The 21,305-nt window shown below is 71.6% G+C and carries 25 protein-coding genes; 14 read left to right on the plus strand and 11 right to left on the minus strand.

Annotated elements, in window-relative coordinates; translation table 11 throughout:
* Positions 1-43: 43 nt before the first annotated feature.
* Positions 44-1,249 (minus strand): cytochrome P450, encoded by a 1,206-nt coding sequence (locus BLS56_RS28680; RefSeq protein ID WP_091457258.1) that lies wholly within the window; start codon positions 1,247-1,249, stop codon positions 44-46.
* Between the two features lie 58 nt (positions 1,250-1,307).
* On the opposite strand from BLS56_RS28680, the gene BLS56_RS28685 reads away from it, so the two are divergent.
* Positions 1,308-1,913, plus strand: a complete 606-nt coding sequence (locus tag BLS56_RS28685; protein ID WP_091457260.1) for a TetR/AcrR family transcriptional regulator — start codon at positions 1,308-1,310, stop codon at positions 1,911-1,913.
* A 177-nt stretch (positions 1,914-2,090) separates the two neighbouring features.
* On the opposite strand, the gene hemW is transcribed toward BLS56_RS28685, so the two are convergent.
* Positions 2,091-3,305: a radical SAM family heme chaperone HemW gene (gene hemW, locus BLS56_RS28690; RefSeq protein WP_228772012.1), complete on the minus strand. Its 1,215-nt coding sequence runs from the start codon at positions 3,303-3,305 to the stop codon at positions 2,091-2,093.
* 118 nt (positions 3,306-3,423) lie between these two features.
* Between hemW and BLS56_RS33185 the strand changes: the two genes are divergently transcribed.
* From BLS56_RS33185 to BLS56_RS28735, 10 genes are all read left to right on the plus strand, one after another.
* Positions 3,424-3,510, plus strand: a complete 87-nt coding sequence (locus BLS56_RS33185) for a putative leader peptide (RefSeq protein ID WP_407640560.1) — start codon at positions 3,424-3,426, stop codon at positions 3,508-3,510.
* A 116-nt stretch (positions 3,511-3,626) separates the two neighbouring features.
* The gene (locus BLS56_RS28695; protein ID WP_091457265.1) at positions 3,627-5,330 is read left to right on the plus strand and encodes a nitrite/sulfite reductase; all 1,704 of its coding nucleotides are present in this window, start codon (positions 3,627-3,629) and stop codon (positions 5,328-5,330) included.
* Between the two features lie 73 nt (positions 5,331-5,403).
* Positions 5,404-5,571 (plus strand): Insertion element protein, encoded by a 168-nt coding sequence (locus tag BLS56_RS28700; RefSeq protein ID WP_091457267.1) that lies wholly within the window; start codon positions 5,404-5,406, stop codon positions 5,569-5,571.
* Positions 5,568-6,254, plus strand: coding sequence for a phosphoadenylyl-sulfate reductase (locus tag BLS56_RS28705; RefSeq protein ID WP_091457270.1), 687 nt, complete (start codon positions 5,568-5,570; stop codon positions 6,252-6,254). The genes BLS56_RS28700 and BLS56_RS28705 overlap by 4 nt, the downstream gene beginning before the upstream one ends.
* A 6-nt stretch (positions 6,255-6,260) precedes the next feature.
* Positions 6,261-7,172, plus strand: coding sequence for a sulfate adenylyltransferase subunit CysD (gene cysD, locus BLS56_RS28710; RefSeq protein ID WP_091457273.1), 912 nt, complete (start codon positions 6,261-6,263; stop codon positions 7,170-7,172).
* Complete coding sequence (locus tag BLS56_RS28715; RefSeq protein WP_091457274.1) at positions 7,172-8,494, plus strand: sulfate adenylyltransferase subunit 1; 1,323 nt, start codon at positions 7,172-7,174, stop codon at positions 8,492-8,494. The genes cysD and BLS56_RS28715 overlap by 1 nt, the downstream gene beginning before the upstream one ends.
* 34 nt (positions 8,495-8,528) lie before the next feature.
* Entirely contained in the window at positions 8,529-9,584 is a 1,056-nt protein-coding gene (locus tag BLS56_RS28720) for an ABC transporter substrate-binding protein (protein WP_228772015.1), read from the plus strand.
* Positions 9,585-9,617: 33 nt separating this feature from the next.
* Positions 9,618-10,412, plus strand: a complete 795-nt coding sequence (locus tag BLS56_RS28725) for an ABC transporter ATP-binding protein (protein ID WP_091457277.1) — start codon at positions 9,618-9,620, stop codon at positions 10,410-10,412.
* Positions 10,402-11,277: an ABC transporter permease gene (locus BLS56_RS28730; protein ID WP_091457279.1), complete on the plus strand. Its 876-nt coding sequence runs from the start codon at positions 10,402-10,404 to the stop codon at positions 11,275-11,277. Before BLS56_RS28725 ends, BLS56_RS28730 begins: the two co-directional genes overlap by 11 nt.
* Before the next feature lie 4 nt (positions 11,278-11,281).
* Positions 11,282-12,031: a sirohydrochlorin chelatase gene (locus BLS56_RS28735; RefSeq protein WP_091457281.1), complete on the plus strand. Its 750-nt coding sequence runs from the start codon at positions 11,282-11,284 to the stop codon at positions 12,029-12,031.
* Between the two features lie 186 nt (positions 12,032-12,217).
* On the opposite strand, the gene BLS56_RS28740 is transcribed toward BLS56_RS28735, so the two are convergent.
* Both BLS56_RS28740 and BLS56_RS28745 read right to left on the minus strand, forming a co-directional pair.
* The gene (locus BLS56_RS28740; protein WP_091457284.1) at positions 12,218-12,766 is read right to left on the minus strand and encodes a DUF305 domain-containing protein; all 549 of its coding nucleotides are present in this window, start codon (positions 12,764-12,766) and stop codon (positions 12,218-12,220) included.
* Positions 12,767-12,851: 85 nt separating this feature from the next.
* Positions 12,852-13,199, minus strand: a complete 348-nt coding sequence (locus BLS56_RS28745) for a DUF6153 family protein (RefSeq protein WP_139191051.1) — start codon at positions 13,197-13,199, stop codon at positions 12,852-12,854.
* A gap of 119 nt (positions 13,200-13,318) precedes the next feature.
* Here BLS56_RS28745 and BLS56_RS28750 point away from each other — a divergent pair, with 119 nt between their 5' ends.
* Positions 13,319-14,092 carry an enoyl-CoA hydratase-related protein gene (locus BLS56_RS28750; protein WP_091457288.1) on the plus strand — a complete coding sequence of 258 codons (774 nt, stop codon included), beginning with the start codon at positions 13,319-13,321 and terminating at the stop codon, positions 14,090-14,092.
* Between the two features lie 507 nt (positions 14,093-14,599).
* On the opposite strand, the gene BLS56_RS28755 is transcribed toward BLS56_RS28750, so the two are convergent.
* Genes BLS56_RS28755 through BLS56_RS28765 form a run of 3 tightly spaced genes read right to left on the minus strand, consistent with a single transcriptional unit; the run spans position 14,600 to position 15,555 of the window.
* Entirely contained in the window at positions 14,600-14,905 is a 306-nt protein-coding gene (locus BLS56_RS28755; protein ID WP_091457291.1) for a barstar family protein, read from the minus strand.
* Complete coding sequence (locus tag BLS56_RS28760; RefSeq protein WP_091457293.1) at positions 14,902-15,324, minus strand: ribonuclease domain-containing protein; 423 nt, start codon at positions 15,322-15,324, stop codon at positions 14,902-14,904. The genes BLS56_RS28755 and BLS56_RS28760 overlap by 4 nt, the downstream gene beginning before the upstream one ends.
* 9 nt (positions 15,325-15,333) lie before the next feature.
* Positions 15,334-15,555 (minus strand): hypothetical protein, encoded by a 222-nt coding sequence (locus tag BLS56_RS28765; RefSeq protein WP_091457296.1) that lies wholly within the window; start codon positions 15,553-15,555, stop codon positions 15,334-15,336.
* Between the two features lie 67 nt (positions 15,556-15,622).
* On the opposite strand from BLS56_RS28765, the gene BLS56_RS28770 reads away from it, so the two are divergent.
* Positions 15,623-16,588, plus strand: a complete 966-nt coding sequence (locus BLS56_RS28770; RefSeq protein ID WP_091457299.1) for a zinc-binding dehydrogenase — start codon at positions 15,623-15,625, stop codon at positions 16,586-16,588.
* 109 nt (positions 16,589-16,697) lie between these two features.
* Here BLS56_RS28770 and BLS56_RS28775 read toward each other — a convergent pair whose 3' ends face one another.
* Positions 16,698-17,765: an alpha/beta fold hydrolase gene (locus tag BLS56_RS28775; RefSeq protein WP_228772013.1), complete on the minus strand. Its 1,068-nt coding sequence runs from the start codon at positions 17,763-17,765 to the stop codon at positions 16,698-16,700.
* 107 nt (positions 17,766-17,872) lie between these two features.
* Complete coding sequence (locus tag BLS56_RS28780) at positions 17,873-18,937, minus strand: NAD(P)H-dependent flavin oxidoreductase (protein ID WP_091457301.1); 1,065 nt, start codon at positions 18,935-18,937, stop codon at positions 17,873-17,875.
* Between the two features lie 868 nt (positions 18,938-19,805).
* On the opposite strand from BLS56_RS28780, the gene BLS56_RS28790 reads away from it, so the two are divergent.
* Positions 19,806-20,270 carry a phosphohydrolase gene (locus tag BLS56_RS28790; protein ID WP_091457307.1) on the plus strand — a complete coding sequence of 155 codons (465 nt, stop codon included), beginning with the start codon at positions 19,806-19,808 and terminating at the stop codon, positions 20,268-20,270.
* Between the two features lie 404 nt (positions 20,271-20,674).
* Here the strand turns inward: BLS56_RS28790 and BLS56_RS28795 are convergent, their stop codons facing one another.
* Together BLS56_RS28795 and BLS56_RS28800 are read right to left on the minus strand one after the other, a co-directional pair.
* Positions 20,675-21,043 (minus strand): MmcQ/YjbR family DNA-binding protein, encoded by a 369-nt coding sequence (locus tag BLS56_RS28795; RefSeq protein WP_091457310.1) that lies wholly within the window; start codon positions 21,041-21,043, stop codon positions 20,675-20,677.
* Positions 21,043-21,305: Uma2 family endonuclease (locus BLS56_RS28800; protein WP_139191052.1), on the minus strand; the 263-nt coding region annotated here is incomplete at its 5' end. The genes BLS56_RS28795 and BLS56_RS28800, both read right to left, overlap by 1 nt.

The raw sequence follows: 21,305 nt of genomic DNA on the forward strand, positions 1-21,305 counted from the left end.
AGCACCGACGCCCGCCCAGCGAGCAAACAGACGCCAAGCCCCCTCACACGCGAACCGGCACCTTCGCGGCCCCACGCAGATTGATCCGCCCGTTCCACTCGACCTCGCCATCCAGCGCCAGGTCAGGGAAACGCCGCACCAACCGCCCGATCGCGACCCGCCCTTCCAACCGCGCGAGAGCGGCCCCAAGACAGTGGTGCGGCCCAGCCCCGAACGACACGTGATACCGCGCATTGGGCCGATCCAGCTTGAGCTCGTCGGCGTCCGCCCCCCAGAAACGCTCATCCGTGTTGGCCGACGCCAGACTGGCCACCACGAACGTTCCCGGCGGAATCTCCCGCCCACCCACCTCGAACGGCGCGAGCGTGATCCGCCGACTCGACTGCACCGGGCTGTCGTACCGCAGCAGCTCTTCAACCGCGTTGCCGATCAACTCGGGATCAGCGCGCAGCGCCGCCAACTGCCCGGGATCGCGCAGCAACGCCACGACCCCGTTCGAGATCAGGTTGACCGTGGTCTCGTGCCCCGCCACATACAGCAGCACGACCTGAGCGACCAGCTCGTCGTCGCTGAGGACAGCGCCGTTCTCCTCGGCATGGATAAGAGCGGTAAGCAGGTCGTCCCCAGGGTTCGCCCGCTTCCAGGCGATCACCTCAGCGGTCAGCGCGGCCAGTTCCGCGTCAGCCGCCGAGATGCGCCGGGCCAGGTCCGGGTCGGCCAGCGGCTCCAGCGAGCGGACCAGGGTCCCGGTGAGCTCCCGGATGTGCGCCTCGTCCGCGGGCGGCATTCCCAGCATCTCGTTGATCACCGTGAACGGCAGCGGGAACGCCAGCTCGTCGACCAGGTTGGACCGGCCCGCCTCGGCCATGCGGTCGAGCGCGGCGTCGACCAGTTCGACCACCCTCGACTCAAGCGCGGCGATGGCGCGCGGGGTGAAGACCTTGGCGACCAGCCCGCGCAGCCGGGTGTGGTCGGGTGGGTCGCGGTCGAGCATGGACAGTCCGCCGGACCGCCAGTCCTCGCCACCGGCGGCCTCGCGCATCTGGTCGCGGACCGGGTGCGGGGCCAGGTTGCGCTGTTCGGCCGACATCCCGGCGCGCAGGAGGGCGGTCACCTCCGCGTGGCGGGTCAGCAGCCAGAACCCGAGCGGGTGCTCCTGGACCGGGTCGAGGTCGCGCAGCTCCCGGTAGTGCGGGTACGGGTCCTCGGTGAACCCCGGCGCGAACGGATTGAACAGCGTCTCCGTCATCGCTTCACCTTCTCGGCGTCGGTCACATACACGTTGTATGTGAGTAGGGTCTCAGCCTATGTCTGCTGTCAAGAGTCGGCGGGAGCAGTACTCCGACGCGACGCGGGCGGCGCTGATCGATGCCGCCACCAAGCGGTTCGCCACCGACGGCTTCACCGCGACCGGCCTTGAGGACATCGCCACCGACATCCAGGCGACCCGGGGCGCGGTCTACCACCACTTCAGCAACAAGAAAGCCCTGTTCGAGGCCGTCCTGCACGAGTTGGAGAGCGAGTCGACCAAGCGCGTCGAAGCCGCGTACACCGCGGCGGCGGACCCCTGGTCGGGGGCGATCGCCGCGCTCGACGCGTACCTCGACTTCTGCCTCGACCCGGTCTACAGCCGAGTGGCCTGGCGCGAAGGGCCGATCGCGCTGGGCTGGGCGTCCTGGCTCGCCCTGGAGCAGGAGCACGCCTACGGGGTGATCGAGACCATCCTGCGGGCCCTGGTGGACCGCGGCCTGCTCGGCCCGGTGCCGCTGGCGACCACGACCCGGGTCATCTTCTCCGTGATCGGCGCCGCGGGCGTCGGGCTGGCCGAGGCCGACGCCGCCGAGCAGCCCCGGCTGCGCGCGGAGTACGGCGAGGTGATGCTGCGGATGATCACCGGGCTCCGGCCGGGCTAGGCCCTGTCTCGAAGTGCCGGTGCGTGTCAGTCGCGATCGGGGTGGTTCCTGGCGGTGCGGCCGCGACGTCCTCGTACCGGTGTTGCACTCGGGCGTCGTTGCACTCGGGCGTCGCGGCCGTGCCGCCAGGGGCCGCATCCGGCGCGGCTGGCGTGTGCCTGCACTTCGAGACAGGGCCTAAGTCAGCCGTCGGACGACCGCGTCGGCGAGCAGCCTGCCCCGTGAGGTGAGCACGCACCGGCCCGCGGCCAGCGCCGGGCCGTCGAGCAGGCCGTCGCGGACCGCCATCTCGGCCTCGGCGACCGCCGGGCGGTCGAGCGCGTCGACCGGCAGGCCCTCGGCGAGCCGCAGTTCCAGCAGCACCCGCTCGACGCGCTGGTCGTCGGCGCTCAGCCGCTCCCGCCCCGCCGCGGGAGAGCGGCCCTCGGCGAGCAGCGCGGCGTAGCGGGCCGGGTGCTTGACGTTCCACCAGCGCACGCCGCCGACGTGGCTGTGCGCGCCGGGACCGGCGCCCCACCAGTCGCCGCCGAGCCAGTAGCCCAGGTTGTGCCTGCACCGCGCCGCGTCCGACGACGCCCAGTTCGACACCTCGTACCAGCGCAGACCGGCCGCCGACAGGCCTGCGTCGACCTGCTCGTACCGGTCGGCCAGCACGTCGTCGTCGGGCATCGGCAGCTCACCGCGCCGGACCCGGCGGGCCAGCGCGGTCCCCTCCTCCACGATCAGCGCGTAGGCGGACACGTGGTCGACCCCGGCGTCCAGGACCGCGTCCAGCGACGCGGCCAGGTCCTGCGGGCGCTCGCCCGGGGTGCCGTAGATGAGGTCGAGGTTCACGTGCCCGATCCCGGCCGCGCGCGCCTCGCGGGCGGCGGCGACGGCCCGGCCGGGCGTGTGCGTGCGGTCGAGCACGGTCAGCACGTGCCGGGCGGCGGACTGCATCCCCAGCGAGACCCGGGTGTAGCCTGCGTCGGCGAGACCGGCGAAGAACTCCGGCGAGGTCGACTCCGGGTTGGACTCCGTGGTCACCTCGGCGCCGTGGGCGAGGCCGAAGGCGGCGCGGACCGCGTCCAGGACGGCGGCGAGACCGTCGGCGCCCAGCAGCGACGGGGTGCCGCCGCCGACGAACACCGTGTCCACGCGCGGCGGGTCGCCGAGCACCCGGGCAGCCAGGTCCAGTTCCCGGCGCAGCCCGTCGAGCCAGGACGCGGGCGACGCGGACGTGCCCAGCTCTCCCGGGGTGTAGGTGTTGAAATCGCAGTAGCCGCAGCGGGTGGCGCAGAACGGCACGTGGACGTAGAGCCCGAACGGCCGCGCGCCCAGTCCGGCGAGCGCGGCAGCGGGCAGCGCGCCGTCCGCGGGAGCGGGTTCGCCTTCGGGAAGTGTGGAAGCCACCACACCATCATCCCAGGTGGGGACGGCACTTTCGGCGGCCGGGCGCAAGGGACGTGGCGGTCGTCCCAGTATGCGGATGGCGGTAGACCACACCTTGGACGCATGGCACGCTGAGCCCATGTTCGCGACACAAGTCTTCCTGGTGGCCCGCCGCCACGTGGACTTCCGTCGCGTCTCCAGCGCGATGTGCCGTCAGCACCGCTGACCGCCGCCGCGAATTCGCATTCAGCAGGCGTCGGGCGCGCCACTGAGTGATCCCCACCAGTTCCGCACGGGGTTGCCGAGGGCGCGCGCGAGCGCCCCGACCCCGGAGGACTACCGGTGGCTCCCACCACACCCCCCACCGACACCCCGGCAGCCAAGGGCAAGCGCGCGCCTGCCCGCCGGGGCGAGGGCCAATGGGCGCTCGGCTACCGCGAGCCGCTGAATCCGAACGAGCGGTCCAAGAAGGACGACAACCCGCTGCACGTGCGGGACCGGATCGAGAACATCTACGCGCGGGGCGGCTTCGACAGCATCGACCCGGGCGACCTGCGGGGCCGGTTCCGCTGGTACGGGCTCTACACCCAGCGCAAGCCCGGGATCGACGGCGGCCGCACCGCCACGCTGGAGCCCGAAGAGCTGGACGACGAGTACTTCATGCTGCGCGTGCGCATCGACGGCGGCGCGGTCACGACCCAGCAGCTCGCGGTGATCGGCGAGGTGTCGCAGACCTACGCGCGCGACACCGCCGACATCACCGACCGGCAGAACATCCAGTACCACTGGATCCGCGTCGAGGACATGCCCACCATCTGGGCCAAGCTCGAAGGCGCTGGCCTGACCACGATGGAGGCCTGCGGCGACAGCCCCCGGGTCATCCTGGGCTCCCCGGTCGCGGGCATCGCCGCCGACGAGGTGATCGACGGCACCCCGGCGATCGATGAGATCAAGCGCCGGTTCATCGGCGACAAGGCGTTCTCCAACCTGCCGCGCAAGTTCAAGTCGGCCGTCTCCGGGCTGCCCGACGTCGCCCACGAGATCCACGACGTCGCCTTCGTCGGCGTCGTGCACCCCGAGCACGGCCCCGGGTTCGACGTGTGGGTCGGCGGCGGCCTGTCGACCAACCCGATGATCGGCCAGCGGCTGGGCGCGTGGGTGCCGCTGGACGAGGTCGCCGACGTCTACGGCGCGGTGATCAGCGTGTTCCGCGACTACGGCTACCGGCGGCTGCGGCACCGCGCCCGGATCAAGTTCCTCGTCAAGGACTGGGGCGCGGCGAAGTTCCGCGAGGTCATGGAGGAGAAGTACCTCGGCCGCAAGCTCGTCGACGGGCCCGCCCCCGAGGTCCCGGACGTGCAGCGCGACCACGTCGGCGTGCACCGGCAGAAGGACGGCAAGTTCTACGTCGGCGCCGCCCCCATCGCGGGCCGGGTGTCCGGCTCGACGCTGGTCGAGGTCGCCAAGGCCGCCGAGCGGGCTGGCTCGAACCGGGTGCGGTTCACCCCGCTGCAGAAGCTGGTCGTGCTCGACGTCGCCGAGGGCGAGGTCGCGGGCCTGCGGGCGGAGCTGACGAAGCTGGGGCTGCAGACCGAGCCGTCGCCGTGGCGGCGCGGGATCATGGCCTGCACCGGCATCGAGTTCTGCAAGCTCGCCATCGTGGAGACCAAGGGCCGCGCGGTCGACCTGGTCACCAAGCTGGAAGCCCGGCTCACCGACATCACCGATGGCGTGACGGCTCCGATCTCGATCCACATCAACGGCTGCCCGAACTCCTGCGCCCGCATCCAGACCGCGGACATCGGACTCAAGGGCCAGATCGTCACCGACGACGACGGCAACCAGGTCGAGGGCTTCCAGGTGCACCTCGGCGGCGGTCTCGGCCTCGACGCCGGGTTCGGCCGCAAGCTGCGCGGGCACAAGGTGACCGGCGACGAGCTTCCCGACTACGTGGAGCGGGTCGTGCGCAACTTCGTCGCCAAGCGCGAGCCGGACGAGCGGTTCGCCCAGTGGGTCACCCGGGCTGACGACGCGGACTTGCGATGACCAGCCGACGTACTTGTCGCAGCGGAGGCTGCAATCAGCACAGCCGACGTACTTGTCGCAGCGGAGGCCGCATATGACAGAGCGGGCGACGCCGTTCTACTGCCCCTACTGCGGCGACGAGGATCTTCGTCCGCGGGAGGAGCCGCAGGCGGCCTGGCTGTGCGCGGGCTGCCGCCGGGTCTTCACGGTCACGTTCATAGGGCTCAATCTCAACACCGCACCAGCGGAGGCGGGTCGATGACCACCACACTGCAAGAGATCGCCGAGAAGGCCGAACGCGAACTGGCCGAGGCAACGGCCGCCGAGGCGCTTGCGTGGACCACGCAAACGTTCGGCGACAAGTTCATCGTGGCCTCGAACATGCAGGACGCCGTGCTGATCGACCTGGCCTACCAGGCCAAGCGCGACATCGACGTGCTGTTCCTGGAGACCGGCTACCACTTCGCCGAGACCATCGGCACCCGGGACGCGGTCGCGGTGGTCTACCCCGAGGTGCGCATCGTCAACGCCGAGGCCGAGCAGTCGGTCGCCGACCAGGAGGCCGAGTTCGGCCTGCTGAACAAGACCGACCCGACGCGGTGCTGCTTCCTGCGCAAGGTGGAGCCGCTGCGCAAGACCCTCGCGAAGTACGACGCGTGGGTGACCGGTGTGCGCAGGGTCGACGCGCCGACGCGGGCGAACACCCCGATCGTGCAGTGGGACGACCGCAACGGCCTCGTCAAGGTCAACCCGATCGCGGCGTGGTCGGACGACGAGTTCAACAGCTACATCGCCGACCACGGGATTCTGGAGAACCCGCTGGTGAGCGAGGGCTACCTGTCCATCGGCTGCGCGCCGTGCACGGCCAAGCCGCTGCCGGGCCAGGACGCGCGCAGCGGCCGCTGGGCCGGGCAGGCCAAGACCGAGTGCGGATTGCACGGGTAGGGACACATGAGCATCTTGGAAACCAAGCCCCTGGACGCGCTGGACCGGCTCGAATCCGAGGCGGTCCACATCTTCCGCGAGGTCGCGGGCGAGTTCGACCGGCCGGTGATCCTGTTCTCCGGCGGCAAGGACTCGACCGTGCTGCTGCACCTGGCGGTCAAGGCGTTCTGGCCAGCGCCGGTGCCGTTCCCGCTGCTGCACGTGGACACCGGGCACAACCTGGACGAGGTCATCGCCTTCCGCGACCGCACCGTCGAGCGGTACGGGCTGCGGCTGGTCGTGGCGAGCGTGCAGGACTACATCGACGACGGCAGGCTGGCGGAGCGGCCGGACGGGACGCGCAACCCGCTGCAAACCGTGCCGCTGCTCGACGCGATCACCGAGAACAAGTTCGACGCCGTCTTCGGCGGCGGGCGCCGCGACGAGGAGCGCGCCCGGGCGAAGGAAAGAATCTTCAGCCTGCGCAATTCCTTCGGCCAGTGGGACCCGCGCCGCCAGCGTCCCGAACTCTGGAACCTCTACAACGGCAGGCACCGGGCAGGCGAACATGTTCGCGTGTTCCCCCTGTCCAACTGGACCGAACTCGACGTCTGGCGCTACATCCAGCGCGAGCGCATCGACCTGCCGTCGATCTACTTCGCGCACCGCCGCGAGGTTTTCCAGCGCGACGGCATGTGGCTCACAGCCGGGCCGTGGTTCGGTCCGCGCGCGAACGAGCCGGTCCAGGAGCTGACGGTGCGGTACCGGACCGTCGGCGACGGCTCGTGCACGGGGGCGGTGCTGTCCGAGGCCGCCGATCTCGACCAGGTCATCGCCGAGGTGTCGGCGAGCAGGCTCACCGAGCGAGGCGCTACCCGCGCGGACGACCGACTGTCCGAGGCGGCCATGGAAGACCGCAAGCGGGAGGGCTACTTCTGATGACTGATCTGCTCCGGCTGGCCACGGCGGGCAGCGTCGACGACGGCAAGTCCACGCTCGTGGGCAGGCTGCTCTACGACACCAAGTCCGTGCTCGCCGACACCCTGGACGCCGTGCACCGCGCCAGTGTCGACAAGGGACTGTCCACTCCGGACTTGTCGCTGCTGGTCGACGGCCTGCGCTCCGAGCGCGAGCAGGGCATCACGATCGACGTGGCCTACCGCTACTTCGCGACGCCCAAGCGGTCGTTCGTGCTCGCCGACACCCCCGGACACGTGCAGTACACCCGCAACACGGTCACCGGCGCGTCCACCGCGCAGCTCGCCGTGCTGCTGGTCGACGCGCGCAAGGGCGTGCTGGAGCAGACCCGCCGCCACGCCGCGGTGCTGGCCCTGCTCGGCGTGCCCCGGCTCGTGCTCGCGGTGAACAAGGTCGACCTGGTGGGCTACGACGAGGAGACCTTCGAGGTCATCGCCAAGGAGTTCACCGACCACGCCACGGCCCTGGGCTACCCGATCGGCTCGGTGCTCTCGATCCCGGTCTCGGCCCTGGTCGGCGACAACGTGGTCGAGCGCTCCGCGCACACCCCCTGGTACGGCGGGCCGACGCTGCTTGAGCACCTGGAGACCGTGCCGGTCGAACCGGACCCGCACCACACGCCGTTCCGTTTCCCGGTGCAGTACGTGATCCGCACGAACACCGCCGAGCACACCGACTACCGCGGCTACGCGGGCCAGGTCGCCGCGGGCACGGTCCGCACCGGCGAGGAGATCGTGGTCCTGCCCGCCGGGCTGCGCACCACGGTCACCCGCATCGACACCCCGGACGGCGAACTGGCCGAGGCCGAGGCGGGCCGCTCGGTGACGCTGGTGCTGGCCGACGAGATCGACATCTCCCGCGGCGACCTCATCGCCGGGGTCGCCGACGCACCGGTCGCCGTGGACGAGTTCGAGGCGACCGTGGCGTGGCTGTCGGACAAGCCGCTGCGGCCGGGGGCGCGGGTGCTGGTCAAGCACGGCGCGCGCACGGTCCCGGCCATCGTCGGCGAGCTCAGCGCCCGCTTCGACGAGCAGAAGCTGGCCTCGGTGGCCAACCCCGACACCCTGGCGCTCAACGAGATCGGCCGCGTGCAGGTGCGCACGGCCGAGCCGCTGCCGGTGGACGACTACGCCGCCAACCGGCGCACCGGGGCCTTCCTGGTGATCGACGCGGCGGACGGGTCGACCCTCGCAGCGGGCCTCGTGGGAGCGGGCCTCCCGGCACTGGAGACGGACCCGAGCTGTACCAGCGGCGGAAAAGCCGCCGCCACGCCCGGTCCGTGACCGCCCCCGGAGTCTGAGAGGCCTGACGTTGAGTCTGCACCGAAAGCGCGCCGCGACCGCGATCGCGTTATCCCTGATCGCCGCCCTCGTGGGCTGCTCCCGCGTCGGGTCCAGCGACACCGCCGACGCGGCAACCGACAAGGGCGAGGCGGCCGAGCTGCGGCTGGGGTACTTCCCCAACGTCACGCACGCCTCCGCCCTGATCGGCCTGGAGAAGGGCCTGTTCGCCAAGGAGCTGGGCGCGACCAAGCTGGTCCCGACCAAGTTCACCGACGGCTCGACCGAGGTCGCGGCGTTCCTCGGCGGCTCGCTCGACGCGGGCTTCATCGGCTCCGGCCCGGCGATCAACGCCTACGCCAAGTCCGACGGCGAGGCCGTGCGGCTGGTCGCGGGCGCCACTTCGGGCGGCGCGCAACTGGTCACCTCCGCCGAGATCGCCACCCCGCAAGACCTGGCAGGCAAGACCGTGGTCACCCCGGCGCTGGGCAACACCCAGGACGTGGCACTGAAGAAGTGGCTGGTGGAGCAGGGCCTCAAGGACAAGGTCCAGGTCGACAACCGGGACAGCGCGCAGACCTTCGACGCGTTCAACAAGGGCGAGGTGCGGGCCGCCTGGCTGCCCGAGCCGTGGTCGTCGCGGCTGGTGCTCGACGCGGGCGCCAAGGTCCTCGTCGACGAGAAGGACCTGTGGGCCCAGGGCAAGTTCCCGACCACGGTGCTGCTGGTGCGCACCCGGTATCTGCGCGAGCACCCGCAGACCGTGCGGAAGCTGCTGACGGGCCTGCTCGCGGCCAACGACTACGCCAAGACCGACGAGGCCGGAGCCAAGGCCGCGGTGAACAAGCAGCTGGAGGCGCTGACCGGCAAGGGCCTCGGGGGCCCGGTCATCGACCGGGCGTTCACCTCCATCGAGCTGAACCCCGACCCGCTCGCCGCGACGTTCCCGCGGCTGGCCAAGGACGCGGTCACCGCGGGCGTCATGGAGAAGGAGCCGCAGGTCGCCGGGTTCACGGACCTGACCGCGCTCAACGCGGTCCTCAAGGCGGCGGGCAAACCCGGGGCCGACGCCGCGGGCCTGGACAAGAAGTAGTCAGTGGACGACCGAGGAAGGCAGGCGAAGACCATGACCGCCACGCTTGAGGCCACCCCCGCGCACGCGGGCACCGAGGCCGCGGTTCGGCTGACCGATGTCCGGAAAACCTTCGGCCACGGCCACCGCGCCGTGACCGCGCTCGACGGAATCGACCTGCGCGTCGAGCCCGGCGAGTTCGTCTGCCTCCTCGGCGCGTCCGGCTGCGGCAAGACGACCCTGCTCAACCTGATCGCCGGTCTCGACGCGCCGTCCTCCGGCGAGATCGCGCTGACCACGACCCGGCCCGCGGTGATGTTCCAGGAGGCCGCGCTGATGCCGTGGCTGACCGCGGCGCGCAACGTGGAGCTGCCGCTGCGGCTCGCGGGCGTCAAGCGGGCCGACCGGGTGGCGCGCACGACCGAACTGCTCGACCTGGTGCGGCTGCGCAACGTCGGCGACAAGCGCCCGCACGAGCTGTCCGGCGGTATGCGCCAGCGGGTCGCGCTGGCCCGCGCGCTGGCCTCCGCGCTGGACGGCAACAACGGCGAGGCCGCGTCGCTGCTGCTGATGGACGAGCCGTTCTCCGCGCTCGACGCGATCACCCGCGACGTGCTGCAGGGCGAGCTGCTGCGGGTCTGGGAGGCGACCGGCACCGCGGTCGTGTTCGTGACCCACGACGTGCGCGAAGCGGTCCGGCTGGGCCAGCGGGTCGTGCTGCTGTCGTCCAAGCCGGGCCGGGTCGTGCAGGAGTGGGCCGTCGACGGCCTCACCGGCGCCGACGAGGCCAAGGCGATCGAGAAGATCAACGCCCGGCTCCGCGAGGTGATCAGCAGCCATGCCGCGTGAGGTGGCCGACCAGGTCGAGGACTCCGCCGCCGTCGAGGCGGGCCTGGACGCCCTCGACACCCCGCCGCGGAGCAAGGCCAAGGGCACGCTGACCCGGTCGATCCTCTCGCCGATCGTCGCGCTGGCGCTGTTCGTCGCGGTGTGGCAGTTCCTGTGGTCACGAGCGATCTGGCCGGAGTTCCAACTCCCCGCGCCGATCGCGGTGTGGAACGAGATCTGGAAGGTCATCGACAGCGGGCAGGTGTGGGAGTTCCTCTGGGTCTCGGTGCACCGCGCGATCATCGGATTCCTGGTCTCGGTGGCCGTGGCGACCCCGCTGGGGCTGCTGCTGGCCAAGGTCCCGCTGGTGCGGGCGGCCATCGGGCCGACCATCTCCGGCCTGCAGAGCCTGCCGTCGGTCGCCTGGGTGCCCGCGGCGGTGCTGTGGTTCGGCGCCACCGACGCCGCGATCTACACCGTCGTCCTGCTCGGCGCGGTCCCCTCGATCGCCAACGGGCTGGTCGCGGGCATCGATCAGATCCCGCCGATCCTGCCCAGGGTCGGCAAGGCGCTTGGCGCGGGCAGGCTCGACGCGGCCCGCTACATCCTGCTGCCCGCGGCCCTGCCCGGCTACCTCGCCGGACTCAAGCAGGGCTGGGCGTTCTCCTGGCGGTCGCTGATGGCCGCCGAGCTGATCGCCACCTCGCCGCAACTCGGGTTCGGTCTCGGGCAGTACCTGCACAACGGCATGGCCCTGTCGGAGATGGAGATGGTGATGGCGGGCATCCTGCTGATCTTCTTCGTCGGCGTCGGCATCGAACTGCTGGTGTTCCGGCCGCTGGAACGCGCCGTGCTGCGCGCCCGCGGGCTTACCGGAGCGCTGTAAGCAGATGCCCGCTGTTCCCCTGGTGGCCGTCGCGCACGGCAGCCGAGACCCGCGCTCGGCTGCCTGCGTCGGCGACCTCCTGGCCGTGGCCAGGACCCGGCGGCCCGACCTGGACGTGCGCGGCGCGTTCCTGGACCTGTCGGCGCCCCGCCTTGCCGACGTGCTGGCCGCCCTGCACGGCGAGGGCCACCGCACGGTCGTCGTGGCGCCCCTGCTGCTCGGCCGCGCTTTCCACGCCCGGGTAGACCTGCCCGCGTTGATCGATGAGGCGCTGGGCAGGCTTCCCCGGCTGTCGGTGACCGTCGCCGACGTCCTGGGACCGGACGCGGCCCTGGAGCGGGCCGCGCTGCGCAGGCTCGCCGAGATCGACGCCCGCCCCGGCGACCGCGGGCTCGGCGTGGTGCTGGCGGCCACCGGGTCGTCGCACCCGCCCGCGAACGCCCGGGTCCACGAGATCGCCGACCGCTGGGCGCGCACCCAGGGCTGGTCCGGCGTGCGCGCCGCCTTCGCCTCCGCCGCCGACCCGGGCGTGCCCGCCGCCGTGGCGGCCCTGCGCGCCCGGGGAGCGGAGCGGATCGCGGTCGCCGGGTACTTCCTGGCCCCCGGCCTGCTCCCCGACCGGGTCGCGGCCGAGGCCGCCGCCGCCGACCCGGGCGCCCGGGTCGCCGCGCCGCTCGGCCCCGCCGTCGAAGTCGCCGACCTGCTGCTGTCCCGCTACGACGAGGTCGGCACCGCCCGCGCCCGCACAGCCTGACCAGCGCTTTCGACGGCCGGTCGAGGTCACCGGCCTGCGCGACTCGCGACGCGGAAAGAGCGCGCCGGTTCCGTTCGAGGTGTGGTCGCGCCGCCGCGAGGTCGACGGCCGATCATCCGCGAACCCGCCCTCGACACCGTCGCACCCGAGCGTGGTGGCCCCGGCTGCCCGGGGCCACCACACCGGTCACGCGAGCAGGGCGCGCATCTCGGCGATCTCCGCCTCCTGCGCGGTGATCACCGCGTCAGCCAGGTCCCGCACCCGCTGGTCGGACGCCTTGGCCTTGGCGTCCTTGGCCATGGTGACCGCGCCCTCGTGGTGGCGGATCATCATCTCCAGGAACATCCGGTCGAACTCCTGCCCGGACGCGCCAGCGAGGGCGACCATCTCGTCGTCGGTCATCGTGCCGTGCGCGCCGTGCCCCGGCCCGGCCGACTGGCCCCACTCGCCCAGCCACCTGGTCATCTGCTCGATCTCGGGGGCCTGCGCCCGCTCGATGCGCGCGGCGAGGTCCTTCACCCGCTGCCCGCTCGCCTTGGTCGCGGCCAGCGCGGACATCTCCAGCGCCTGCCGGTGATGGGTGATCATGTCGCGGGCGAACGCCACGTCGGCGGGGTTGTGGGCGGTGTCCGCGGACGAGGAAGCCGCCGGGTGGTCGCCACCGTGCGGCTCCTGCCCCGCCGAACACCCGGTCAGCGCCAAGACCGCGCCGAGAACGAGAACTGTCTTCTTCATATCGACTCCACCAGAACGTCGTCGGATCGGACGCGTGCCGAACCGCGCGGCCGGGTCGTCCGGTCGCCGGTTCGAGGTGGTCGGTCTAAATCCGCCAGACCTGCAGGTCGGCGCGCGCGGGCGGCCCGCAGCCGCTGCCCGCCACCCCGGCCCACGCGACCCGCCCCAGCAGCCCCTCGGGCGGCGGCGCGGAAACAACCGGCAGGTCGAGCACGGCGTCGGGGTGGACCGGCAGGGCGCCCGACTCGCACACCGGGCCGACATGCCCGTGCTCGACGGGCGCGTGATCATCGGCGGGATGGGTCTGCTGGGCCGCGGAGGAAACGTGCAGGCCGCTCACCTGCGGCCCCGAGAGGGCGTGCATCCCGAGCAACCCCACCAGCACGGCGAGAAGAAGCACCAGGCGACCAAGCGCGGGCGTCTTCCTCCTCACGTGCGCCAGGTTAGCGCAGCCCACAACCATCCCGTGGACGCGGAACCCGGACACCAGGCCCTGCCTGGAAGCACCGCTGGCCGCACGGGTCCGCCGAGACAGGACCTAAGCTGAGGCGCATGGCTGACGAGCTGGTGCACTACGAGGTCAAGGCGGGGATCGCCCGGGTCACCCTGGACTCGCCGCACAACCGCAACGCCCTGTCCGCGCGCCTGCGCGCCGAACTCCGCGACCACCTGAACACGGCGACCGCCGACGACGCGGTCCGGGTGATCGTGCTCGACCACACCGGACCGGTGTTCTGCGCGGGCATGGACCTCAAAGAGGCAGGCGGCGCGTCCTCGTCCGCGCAGGGCGTCAACGAGTTCCCGGCCATCCTCGAGCAAATCTGGACCAGCCCCAAACCGGTCGTGGCCAAACTCGCGGGCCCGGCCCGAGCCGGCGGGGTCGGCATCGTCGCCGCCGCCGACATCGCCGTGGCAGCGGACACGGCGACCTTCGCGTTCACCGAGGTGCGCATAGGCGCCGTCCCCGCCGTCATCTCGGTGACCGTCCTCCCCCGCCTCCTCCCCCGAGCCGCCCACGAACTGTTCCTCACCGGCGAACAGTTCGACGCGGCCCGCGCCGTCACCATCGGCCTGCTCAACTCCGCCGTCCCCGCCGCCCACCTCGACGCCGAAGTGGACCGCTACACCAACATGCTCGCCCTCGGCGGCCCCCAGGCACTCGCCGCCACCAAGCAGATGCTCCGCCGCACCCGACCCGCCGACCTCTCCACCGACTTCGCCGAGATGCTGACCCTCTCGGCCGGATTCTTCGCAGGCGCCGAGGGCCAAGAGGGCATCACCGCGTTCGCCCAGAAGCGCAAACCCCACTGGGTCCCCGAGGGCTGACCGCTCACCGCGCCGCCCGGTCCACCACCGAACCCGAGCACCACCCAGCGCGCTCTCACCTTTCCGCCACCCGCGCGGCACGCCCCCTGCCTATCCCGGCAGGGCTGCGTCAAAGTCGGATTCAGGCAGCCAGAACGCTGCGCGAACCTCAATTCCGATGGCCCCGGCGACCACGCCCCCAAGCTGATCGCCGAACTTCTCGACACCGCTCACATCTGCCCACACCGGACACAGACCAGCCGCCGTCCAGATCCACGCACAGGTGCCCAAGCCTGCGACCATGTGGACTTCGCCCGCCGCCCGTCAACCAAAGCTCTCGGCCGACCAGCGAATCGTCCTCGCTTTCCGCCACCCCGCCCCGCGCGGGCACACCCCCACCCAACCCGGGGGGCGGCCCCGCTCCAGTCTATCGGGGGTCGGCAGCGCGAGGAAGACGCGCGCGGCACCTGTGGACAACTCGCCGGGGCGACAGGGGCGACACTCCGGACGCAGCCCGGGGATCACCCGTCAGGGCTTGTTCTCGGCCAGGACGATGGCGAGGGAGCGGTCCGGGTCGGTGAAGCCTTCGACGGCGTCGTCGAGGACTTCCTTGATCGCGCGGTAACCCGCCGGGTCGGCCTTGGCGAGGATCTCCGGATGGGTCCAGATGAGCACGTGCTCGCCCGGGGCCAACCAGGACAGGTCGACCAGGCAGTCGTAGAGGCCGTCGAGGTTGTGGCCGAACCAGTCCGGAAAGGACAGGGCCTTGGCGAGCGCGGTGAACATGGCGCGCTTGCTGCGCACCTGGGTCCCGTCCAGCACGTGTTCGGTCATCGCGTGGGGTCCACGGCGACGAAGGACACGTAGTGGTCCTGGGTGTAGAACAGGTCCTTCTCGGCACCAGCGACCAGGCGGCGGGGGCCGCGGTCGGGGCTGCCAGGGGTGGGCACGGTGTACTCCCGGTAGTAGCCGGAGCGCTGCTGGGGGAGCAGCTTTTCCCGGTTGTCGAACGTCTTTCCGTCGTGGCGCGGATGCGGGAACGGGCCGCCCGCCTCGATGAGCCGCCACGTCGCAGCGGCCTCGGGGGGCAGTTCGGACAGCGGCCGCACCGGCATCCCGGCGACCGAGTCCGCGGATGTGGAGGTGGAGGTGGGCGGCGGCGCGGTTGTGCCCGAGTCGCGGATCAGCCAGCCTGCCAGGACCAGCACGACAAGCCCGACCAGGGCGACGGTGATGCGCTTTCGGGAACCCACTCGGTCAGCCTACGAATCCGGGTCGGCGGTGTGGCGCGAGCCCAGTGGCGCCTCGTCCCGGGAGGTGCCGAAGCGGGCCGAGGCGTAGTCCACGACCCGGTCGATGAACCAGGCGAGGACCACGCACAGCGGCAGCAGGATCGCCATGACCAGGGCGAACTGCAGTGGGAACGAGAGCTGGATCAGCCACAGCTCCACGTCGTTCCACCAGTCGGACAGCCCTTGCAGCACGCCCCGAGACTAGACCTAGGCCACTTCCGTGGGGCGGCGGGCCGCGCCCGTCGCTATGTTTCCACCCATGTTCGCCGTCTACGCCACTGAGCCGAACCCGGACGACCCGCTGGCCTCCCTCACCGTGGGGGAACGGCCCGAGCCGGAGGTCCCCGACGGTTTCGTGCCGGTCACGGTGAAGGCCGCCAGCCTGAACATGCACGACCTGTGGACCCTGCGCGGCGTCGGCATCAAGGCGGAGCGGTTCCCGATGATCCTGGGCTGCGACGGCGCGGGCCTGCTGCCCGACGGCACCGAGGTGGTGCTGCACTCGGTCATCGGCGACCCCACCTGGTCCGGCGACGAGACCCTCGACCCGAACCGCACCCTGCTGACCGAGAAGCACCAGGGCTCGTTCGCCGACACCGTGGTCGTCCCGGCCCGCAACGCGCTGCCCAAACCGCCCGGCCTGACCTTCGCCGAGGCCGCGTGCATGGGCACGGCGTGGCTGACCGCGTACCGGATGCTGTTCGTCAAGTCCGGTCTGCGCCCCGGCCAGACCATGCTTGTCCAGGGCGCTTCCGGCGGCGTCTCGACGGCGCTGATCGAGCTCGGCAAGGCGGCGGGCCTGCGGGTCTGGGTCACCGGCCGCACCGAGGAGAAGCGGGCCCTGGCGACCGAGCTGGGCGCCCACGAGACCTTCGAGTCCGGCGCCCGCCTCCCCGAACGCGTCGACGGCGTGTTCGAGACGGTCGGCAAGGCGACCTGGTCGCACTCGATGCGCGCCCTCAAGCCCGGCGGGGTCATCGTGGTGTCCGGCTCCACCAGCGGCGGCGACCCCAGCGCCGACCTCCAGCGCCTGTTCTTCCTGCAACTGCGGGTCGTCGGCGCCACCATGGGCACCCGCGACGAGCTGGCCGACCTGATCAGCTTCTGCGACCTGGCGGGCATCAAGCCCAGGATCGGCGCCGAGATGCCGATGACCGACGCGCGCGCGGGCTTCGAGCAGATGCTGGCTGGCGAGACGGCCGGAAAGATCGTCTTCACCCGCTGAGCCTGCTCCCGGGCCACCCCATCCGGCTGTTCGCACGCCTCGGGGTGGCCCGCTCGGTGCGCGAACCAGCGGGTGAGTGGAGGGGGCGGGCAGGAAGCGGCGGTGCCGCTCAGGCGGCGTCCAACTCGTCCTGGAAGCGGTCGATCAGCGGCCAGGTGCTGTGCCGGGCGGCGCGGCCGGTGAGGACGCCGAGATGCCCGCCGGGAGCGGTCTCGAACCGGACGCCTGCCGCCTCGGGAAGCAGGTCGACCAGCTTGCCGACCGCCCGGGGCGGGGCGATCGCGTCGGTGGCGCCCGCGATGACGAGAGTGGGCTGCTTGATGCCCGTCAGGGTGGTGGTCCTGCCCGCCAGGGTCACCGAGCCGGACGCGAGGCTGTTCGCGCGGAAGAAGCGGTGGTAGATCTGCGCCACGGTCCGCCCCGGGTAGGCGACCATGCGGTCGGTGAACCGCTCCACGGCCTCGATCTGCGCCAGGTAGTCCCGGTCGGCGAGGTTGAGCGCGATCGCGAACGGCTTGGTGATCTGCTTGTCCAGGCCGCTGACCTGGAACGCGGTGCGCACCAGGGGCGCCGGGATGGACCCGAACGCCCGGTACAGCGGGGTCAGGGCGTGCCCGCCGGTCGCGTTGATCAGCGGCCGGAAAGGCGCGACCAGCGGGATCGCGGTGAAGTCGAACGGGCTCGCGACCACCGTCAGCGACGCGATCGGCCATGCCCCCAGCCGCGCGGCGGCAAGGACCGACATGATGCCGCCCAGGCACCACCCGACGACGTGCAGCGGCTTGCCGCCGGAGTGCTCGTGCGCCGCGCGCACGGCTGCGGGCAGCACTTCCTCGACCCAGTGCTCCAGGCCCAGCGCGCGGTCGGCGAAGCCGATTTCGCCGTATTCCACCAGGTAGGTGGGTCTGCCCCGGTTGACCAGGTGCTCCACGACGCTGCACCCGCGGCGCAGGTCGAAGCAGGAGTCGGGCACCGCCAGCGGCGGCACCAGCAGCGTCGGGTTGCCGGTGGGTTCGACGCCCGCAGGCAGGTGGTAGGAGAACACCTGCCGAGTGCGGCCTTCGTCAATCAGCGTGCGCGGCACCGGGCGGAAGTCCGCCAGGCCGCCGAACAGCCAGCGGTGCGCGACGTTGGACGCGGCGTCGCGGACGGTGTCCATGGTGGGCAGTCCGAGCATGGCGGGGCCTCCTCTCCCGATTACTTCCCGGTAAGTTAGCCCGACGGCGGACCGGTTTCCCCACGCTGTGTGGGTAACGACACAGGCGCCCGCCAGTCCATTGTGGACTAGTCCGCGCCGGTGACGCCCAACCGGCGCGCCACCGCCACCACGGCCTCTTCGGCCTGCGCGGCGAGCACGGCGACCACCTCGGCGACCGGCGCGTCCCCCGCGAGCGGGTACGCCTGCCCCGCCCACAGCGACATCGCCTCGGGATCCCCGGCCCGCGCGGCGGCGGCGCGCAGCGGGCGGGTGAGGTTGTTCAGGTTCGGGTAGGCGCTGGGGGCGTCGGGGTGCTCCGCGATGAACCGGTTGACCAACCCGCGCGCCGGTCGCCCGGTGAACGCCCGCGTCACCGTGGTCTCCCGCCCACCCGCGGCGAGAGCGGCCCGCTGCACAGCGGACGTCCCGGCCTCCGGGCAACGCAGGAACACCGTGCCCAACTGCGCGGCGATCGCCCCGGCGGCGAGCACGGCCGCGACGTCGCCACCGTGGCTCAACCCACCGGCGGCGATGAGCGGGAGCCGAGTCTCCGCGGCGATCAGCCGCAGGGCGGGCAGCAGGTCGTAGAGCGGCCCGCCGCCCGGGAACGCGGGATCATCCTGGAACACGCCCCGGTGCCCACCGGCAGCCGCCCCCTGCACGCAGAGAGCGTCGGCGCCCACCTCGACGGCGGCCCTGGCCTCCGCCGGGGTGGTGACGGTGGCCACCACGGATGTCCCCACGTCCTTCAGCCGCGCCACGTCCCGCGCCCGAGGCAACCCGAAGGTGAACGAGACGACCGGCACCCGGGCCTCGACCACCACGTCGACCTTGGCCGCGTACTGGTCGTCGTCCCACTCCGGCTCCCCCGCCGCCACCCCGTACCGCTCCGCCTCGACGCGAACCCGCTCGCGGTAGTCGCCAAGGTCCACAGCGGACCGAGCACTGGGCGTGAAGATGTTGACCCCGAACGGCTTCTCGGTGAGCGCCCGCGTCTCCTCGATCCGCGCGCGCAACGCCTCGACGCCCACCATCCCCGCCGCGAGGAACCCGAAGGCCCCCGCCTCGACCGCCCCCGCCACCAACGCGGGCGTGCTGGGCCCACCAGCCATCGGAGCGACGACAACAGGCACACGGAGATCACCGAACACACCACGACCGTACCGCCCGGCCTCCGAACCAGACCACAACCGACACCGGCAAACAACGCGCTGGAACCCGGCAGCCACCAGCGACGAAGCGGAGTCCCGCCACCCGCGAAGCCGGGCGTGCTGGGTAGATCGATGCACGTCATCAGGACAAGGCGGCACCGCCAATCTCCGTCAAGCCCATCCCACCAAGCCCCCACCCCGCGACGTCGCTACCTCGTGGTCACCACACGCTCCGCCCCAACGTCGGCGACGGCACCCTGCCACCACGTCGGCAACGACAACTCACGCCACCGCAGGCGGGACGGCGTCTCACACCGCCGCCCTGGCAACGGCGTTCGCCGCCACCGCAAGAGGCGACTGCGCCTCACACCACCAGGCAGCGCACCCACGCCCCCGCACAAAGCACCTCCCACCACCGCCGGGTAACGGCACTCGCCGACACCACACGAAGCAGTCCCACGTCACACCACTGCCAGGCAACGCCATCCGCCGCAGCCACAGGAAGCAATCCCACCTCACACCACCACCGGGCGGCGGCACCCGCCACCACCGCACGAAGCACCTGCACCTCCCCCACCCCCGCCTCAGGCACCAGCACCAGCACCTCCTCTCCCTCCCCTCCCTCGCCAGCACCAACGACAACGACGGCGACAGCGCGCTGCCACCACGGGCAGCAGCAGCCACTCCACCGCCGGATGGGTGAGCGGCGACGGTGTCCAGGGCAGCCCTGTGTCCCTGGCCCCTGCGCCATGGCCCACGCCTGTCCCACCCGAGTTCACTCGTCCCGGCCACGGCGCACGGAAACCGCGACCCGCGCGAAGCCCGGCAATCCACGTCCGCCTGCCCGACCAGGCGCTAGATTGCCCTCATGTTCACTTTGGACGACGCCATCCGCATCGCCCGCGATGCCCACGACGGCCAACTGGACAAGTGCGGGATGCCCTACATCGGCCATCCCCTGCGCGTGATGAACGCGGTCACCGGCGAGCGCGAGCGAATGGTCGCCGTGCTGCACGACGTCATCGAGGACACCGCCGTGACAGCGGACGACCTGCTGGCGGCGGGCTGCCCGCCGGAGGTCGTCACCGCTGTCGTGGCCATCAGCAAGGAGCCCGCCGAGTCCCAGTCGGACTACCTGACCCGGGTGTCGGCGAACCCCATCGCGCTGACGGTCAAGTACGCGGACATCGCCGACAACTCTTCCCCCGCCCGCCTGGCCCAACTGGACGTCGCCACCCGCGACCGCCTGAGCGCGAAGTACGCCCAAGCCCTCGCGTTTCTCGCCCAGTCCGCGCCTCCCCGGCAACAGCCTTCGTCACCGCGTTCCCGCTGACCGTCCTCCTGGGACGGGCGAACCCTCAGTAGCACGCCTTCCCCAGGGGCGCGCCACATCGATGCGGCACCCCGGCAACGTGACGCCGCGCCACCCCGCGCACTCGCGATGCACAGCCCTGCCAATCCGACACGCTCCCAGCGCGCCACTCAGTCAATGCGCGCCCTCCCCCATGCAATGGTTCCTCAATGCGGTGTCCTCTCAAGCCGCGCCCTCTCAATGCGGTCGTCCTCTCGATACGCGCCCTCAATGCGGTGGTTCCCAGGTACGGGCACCCCCTCGGGCAGCAACCATCTCCTTCCAGTTCCAATGGGAATCCTGCCAATTCCCGTCCCTTTACCTGCCCATGCCGAAGACCGCCTCGCGGGGACGTACCGCGAGACCACGCCTATGTGGACGGACCGCTAACCAGCGCGGGCGTCGAGTTCGGCGAGTAATCGCTTGGGTGCCACGACCCGGTACGCCTGGTCGACGATCTCGGCGATCTCCGCCCAGTCCACATCGACATCCAGGTAGACACCCAGCCAGCCCCGATGCCCGACATACGGCGGCCGGTAGAAGCGTTCCGGGTCCTCGGCGATCATCTCCTCCTGGACGCCGGGTGGGGCGGCGCACCAGAAACCGACGCGGTCGTCGTGGTGATGGCCCGCGTAGTTGACGAAAACCTTCTTGCCGCGCACGAACCAGGTGGGCTCACCGTGACTGACCCGCTCGGTGGCCTCCGGCATGGCCAGGCACAGGGACCGCAGCCTCTCCAACGGACCGGTGTCCATCAGTCCGCCAGCGAGCCGAGAAGATCGACCGGGACGACGCGGGCCGGGAACGGCTCCCGCACCACCAGTGAATCTTCGCCCTTGACGTCGGCGACCTGCTGGTAGACGCCTGCCTGATCCAGTTCGAACACCATGATTCCCGGCTGCTGCGGGTCGACCACCCAGTAACTGGGCACTCCCATGCGCTGGTATGCGGCCTTCTTGTTGTTCAGGTCGTTGATCGTGGAACTCGGCGACAGCACCTCCACCGCCAGGACCGGCG

It is taken from the genome of Actinokineospora iranica (genome assembly GCF_900101685.1).
Lineage (GTDB): Bacteria > Actinomycetota > Actinomycetes > Mycobacteriales > Pseudonocardiaceae > Actinokineospora > Actinokineospora iranica.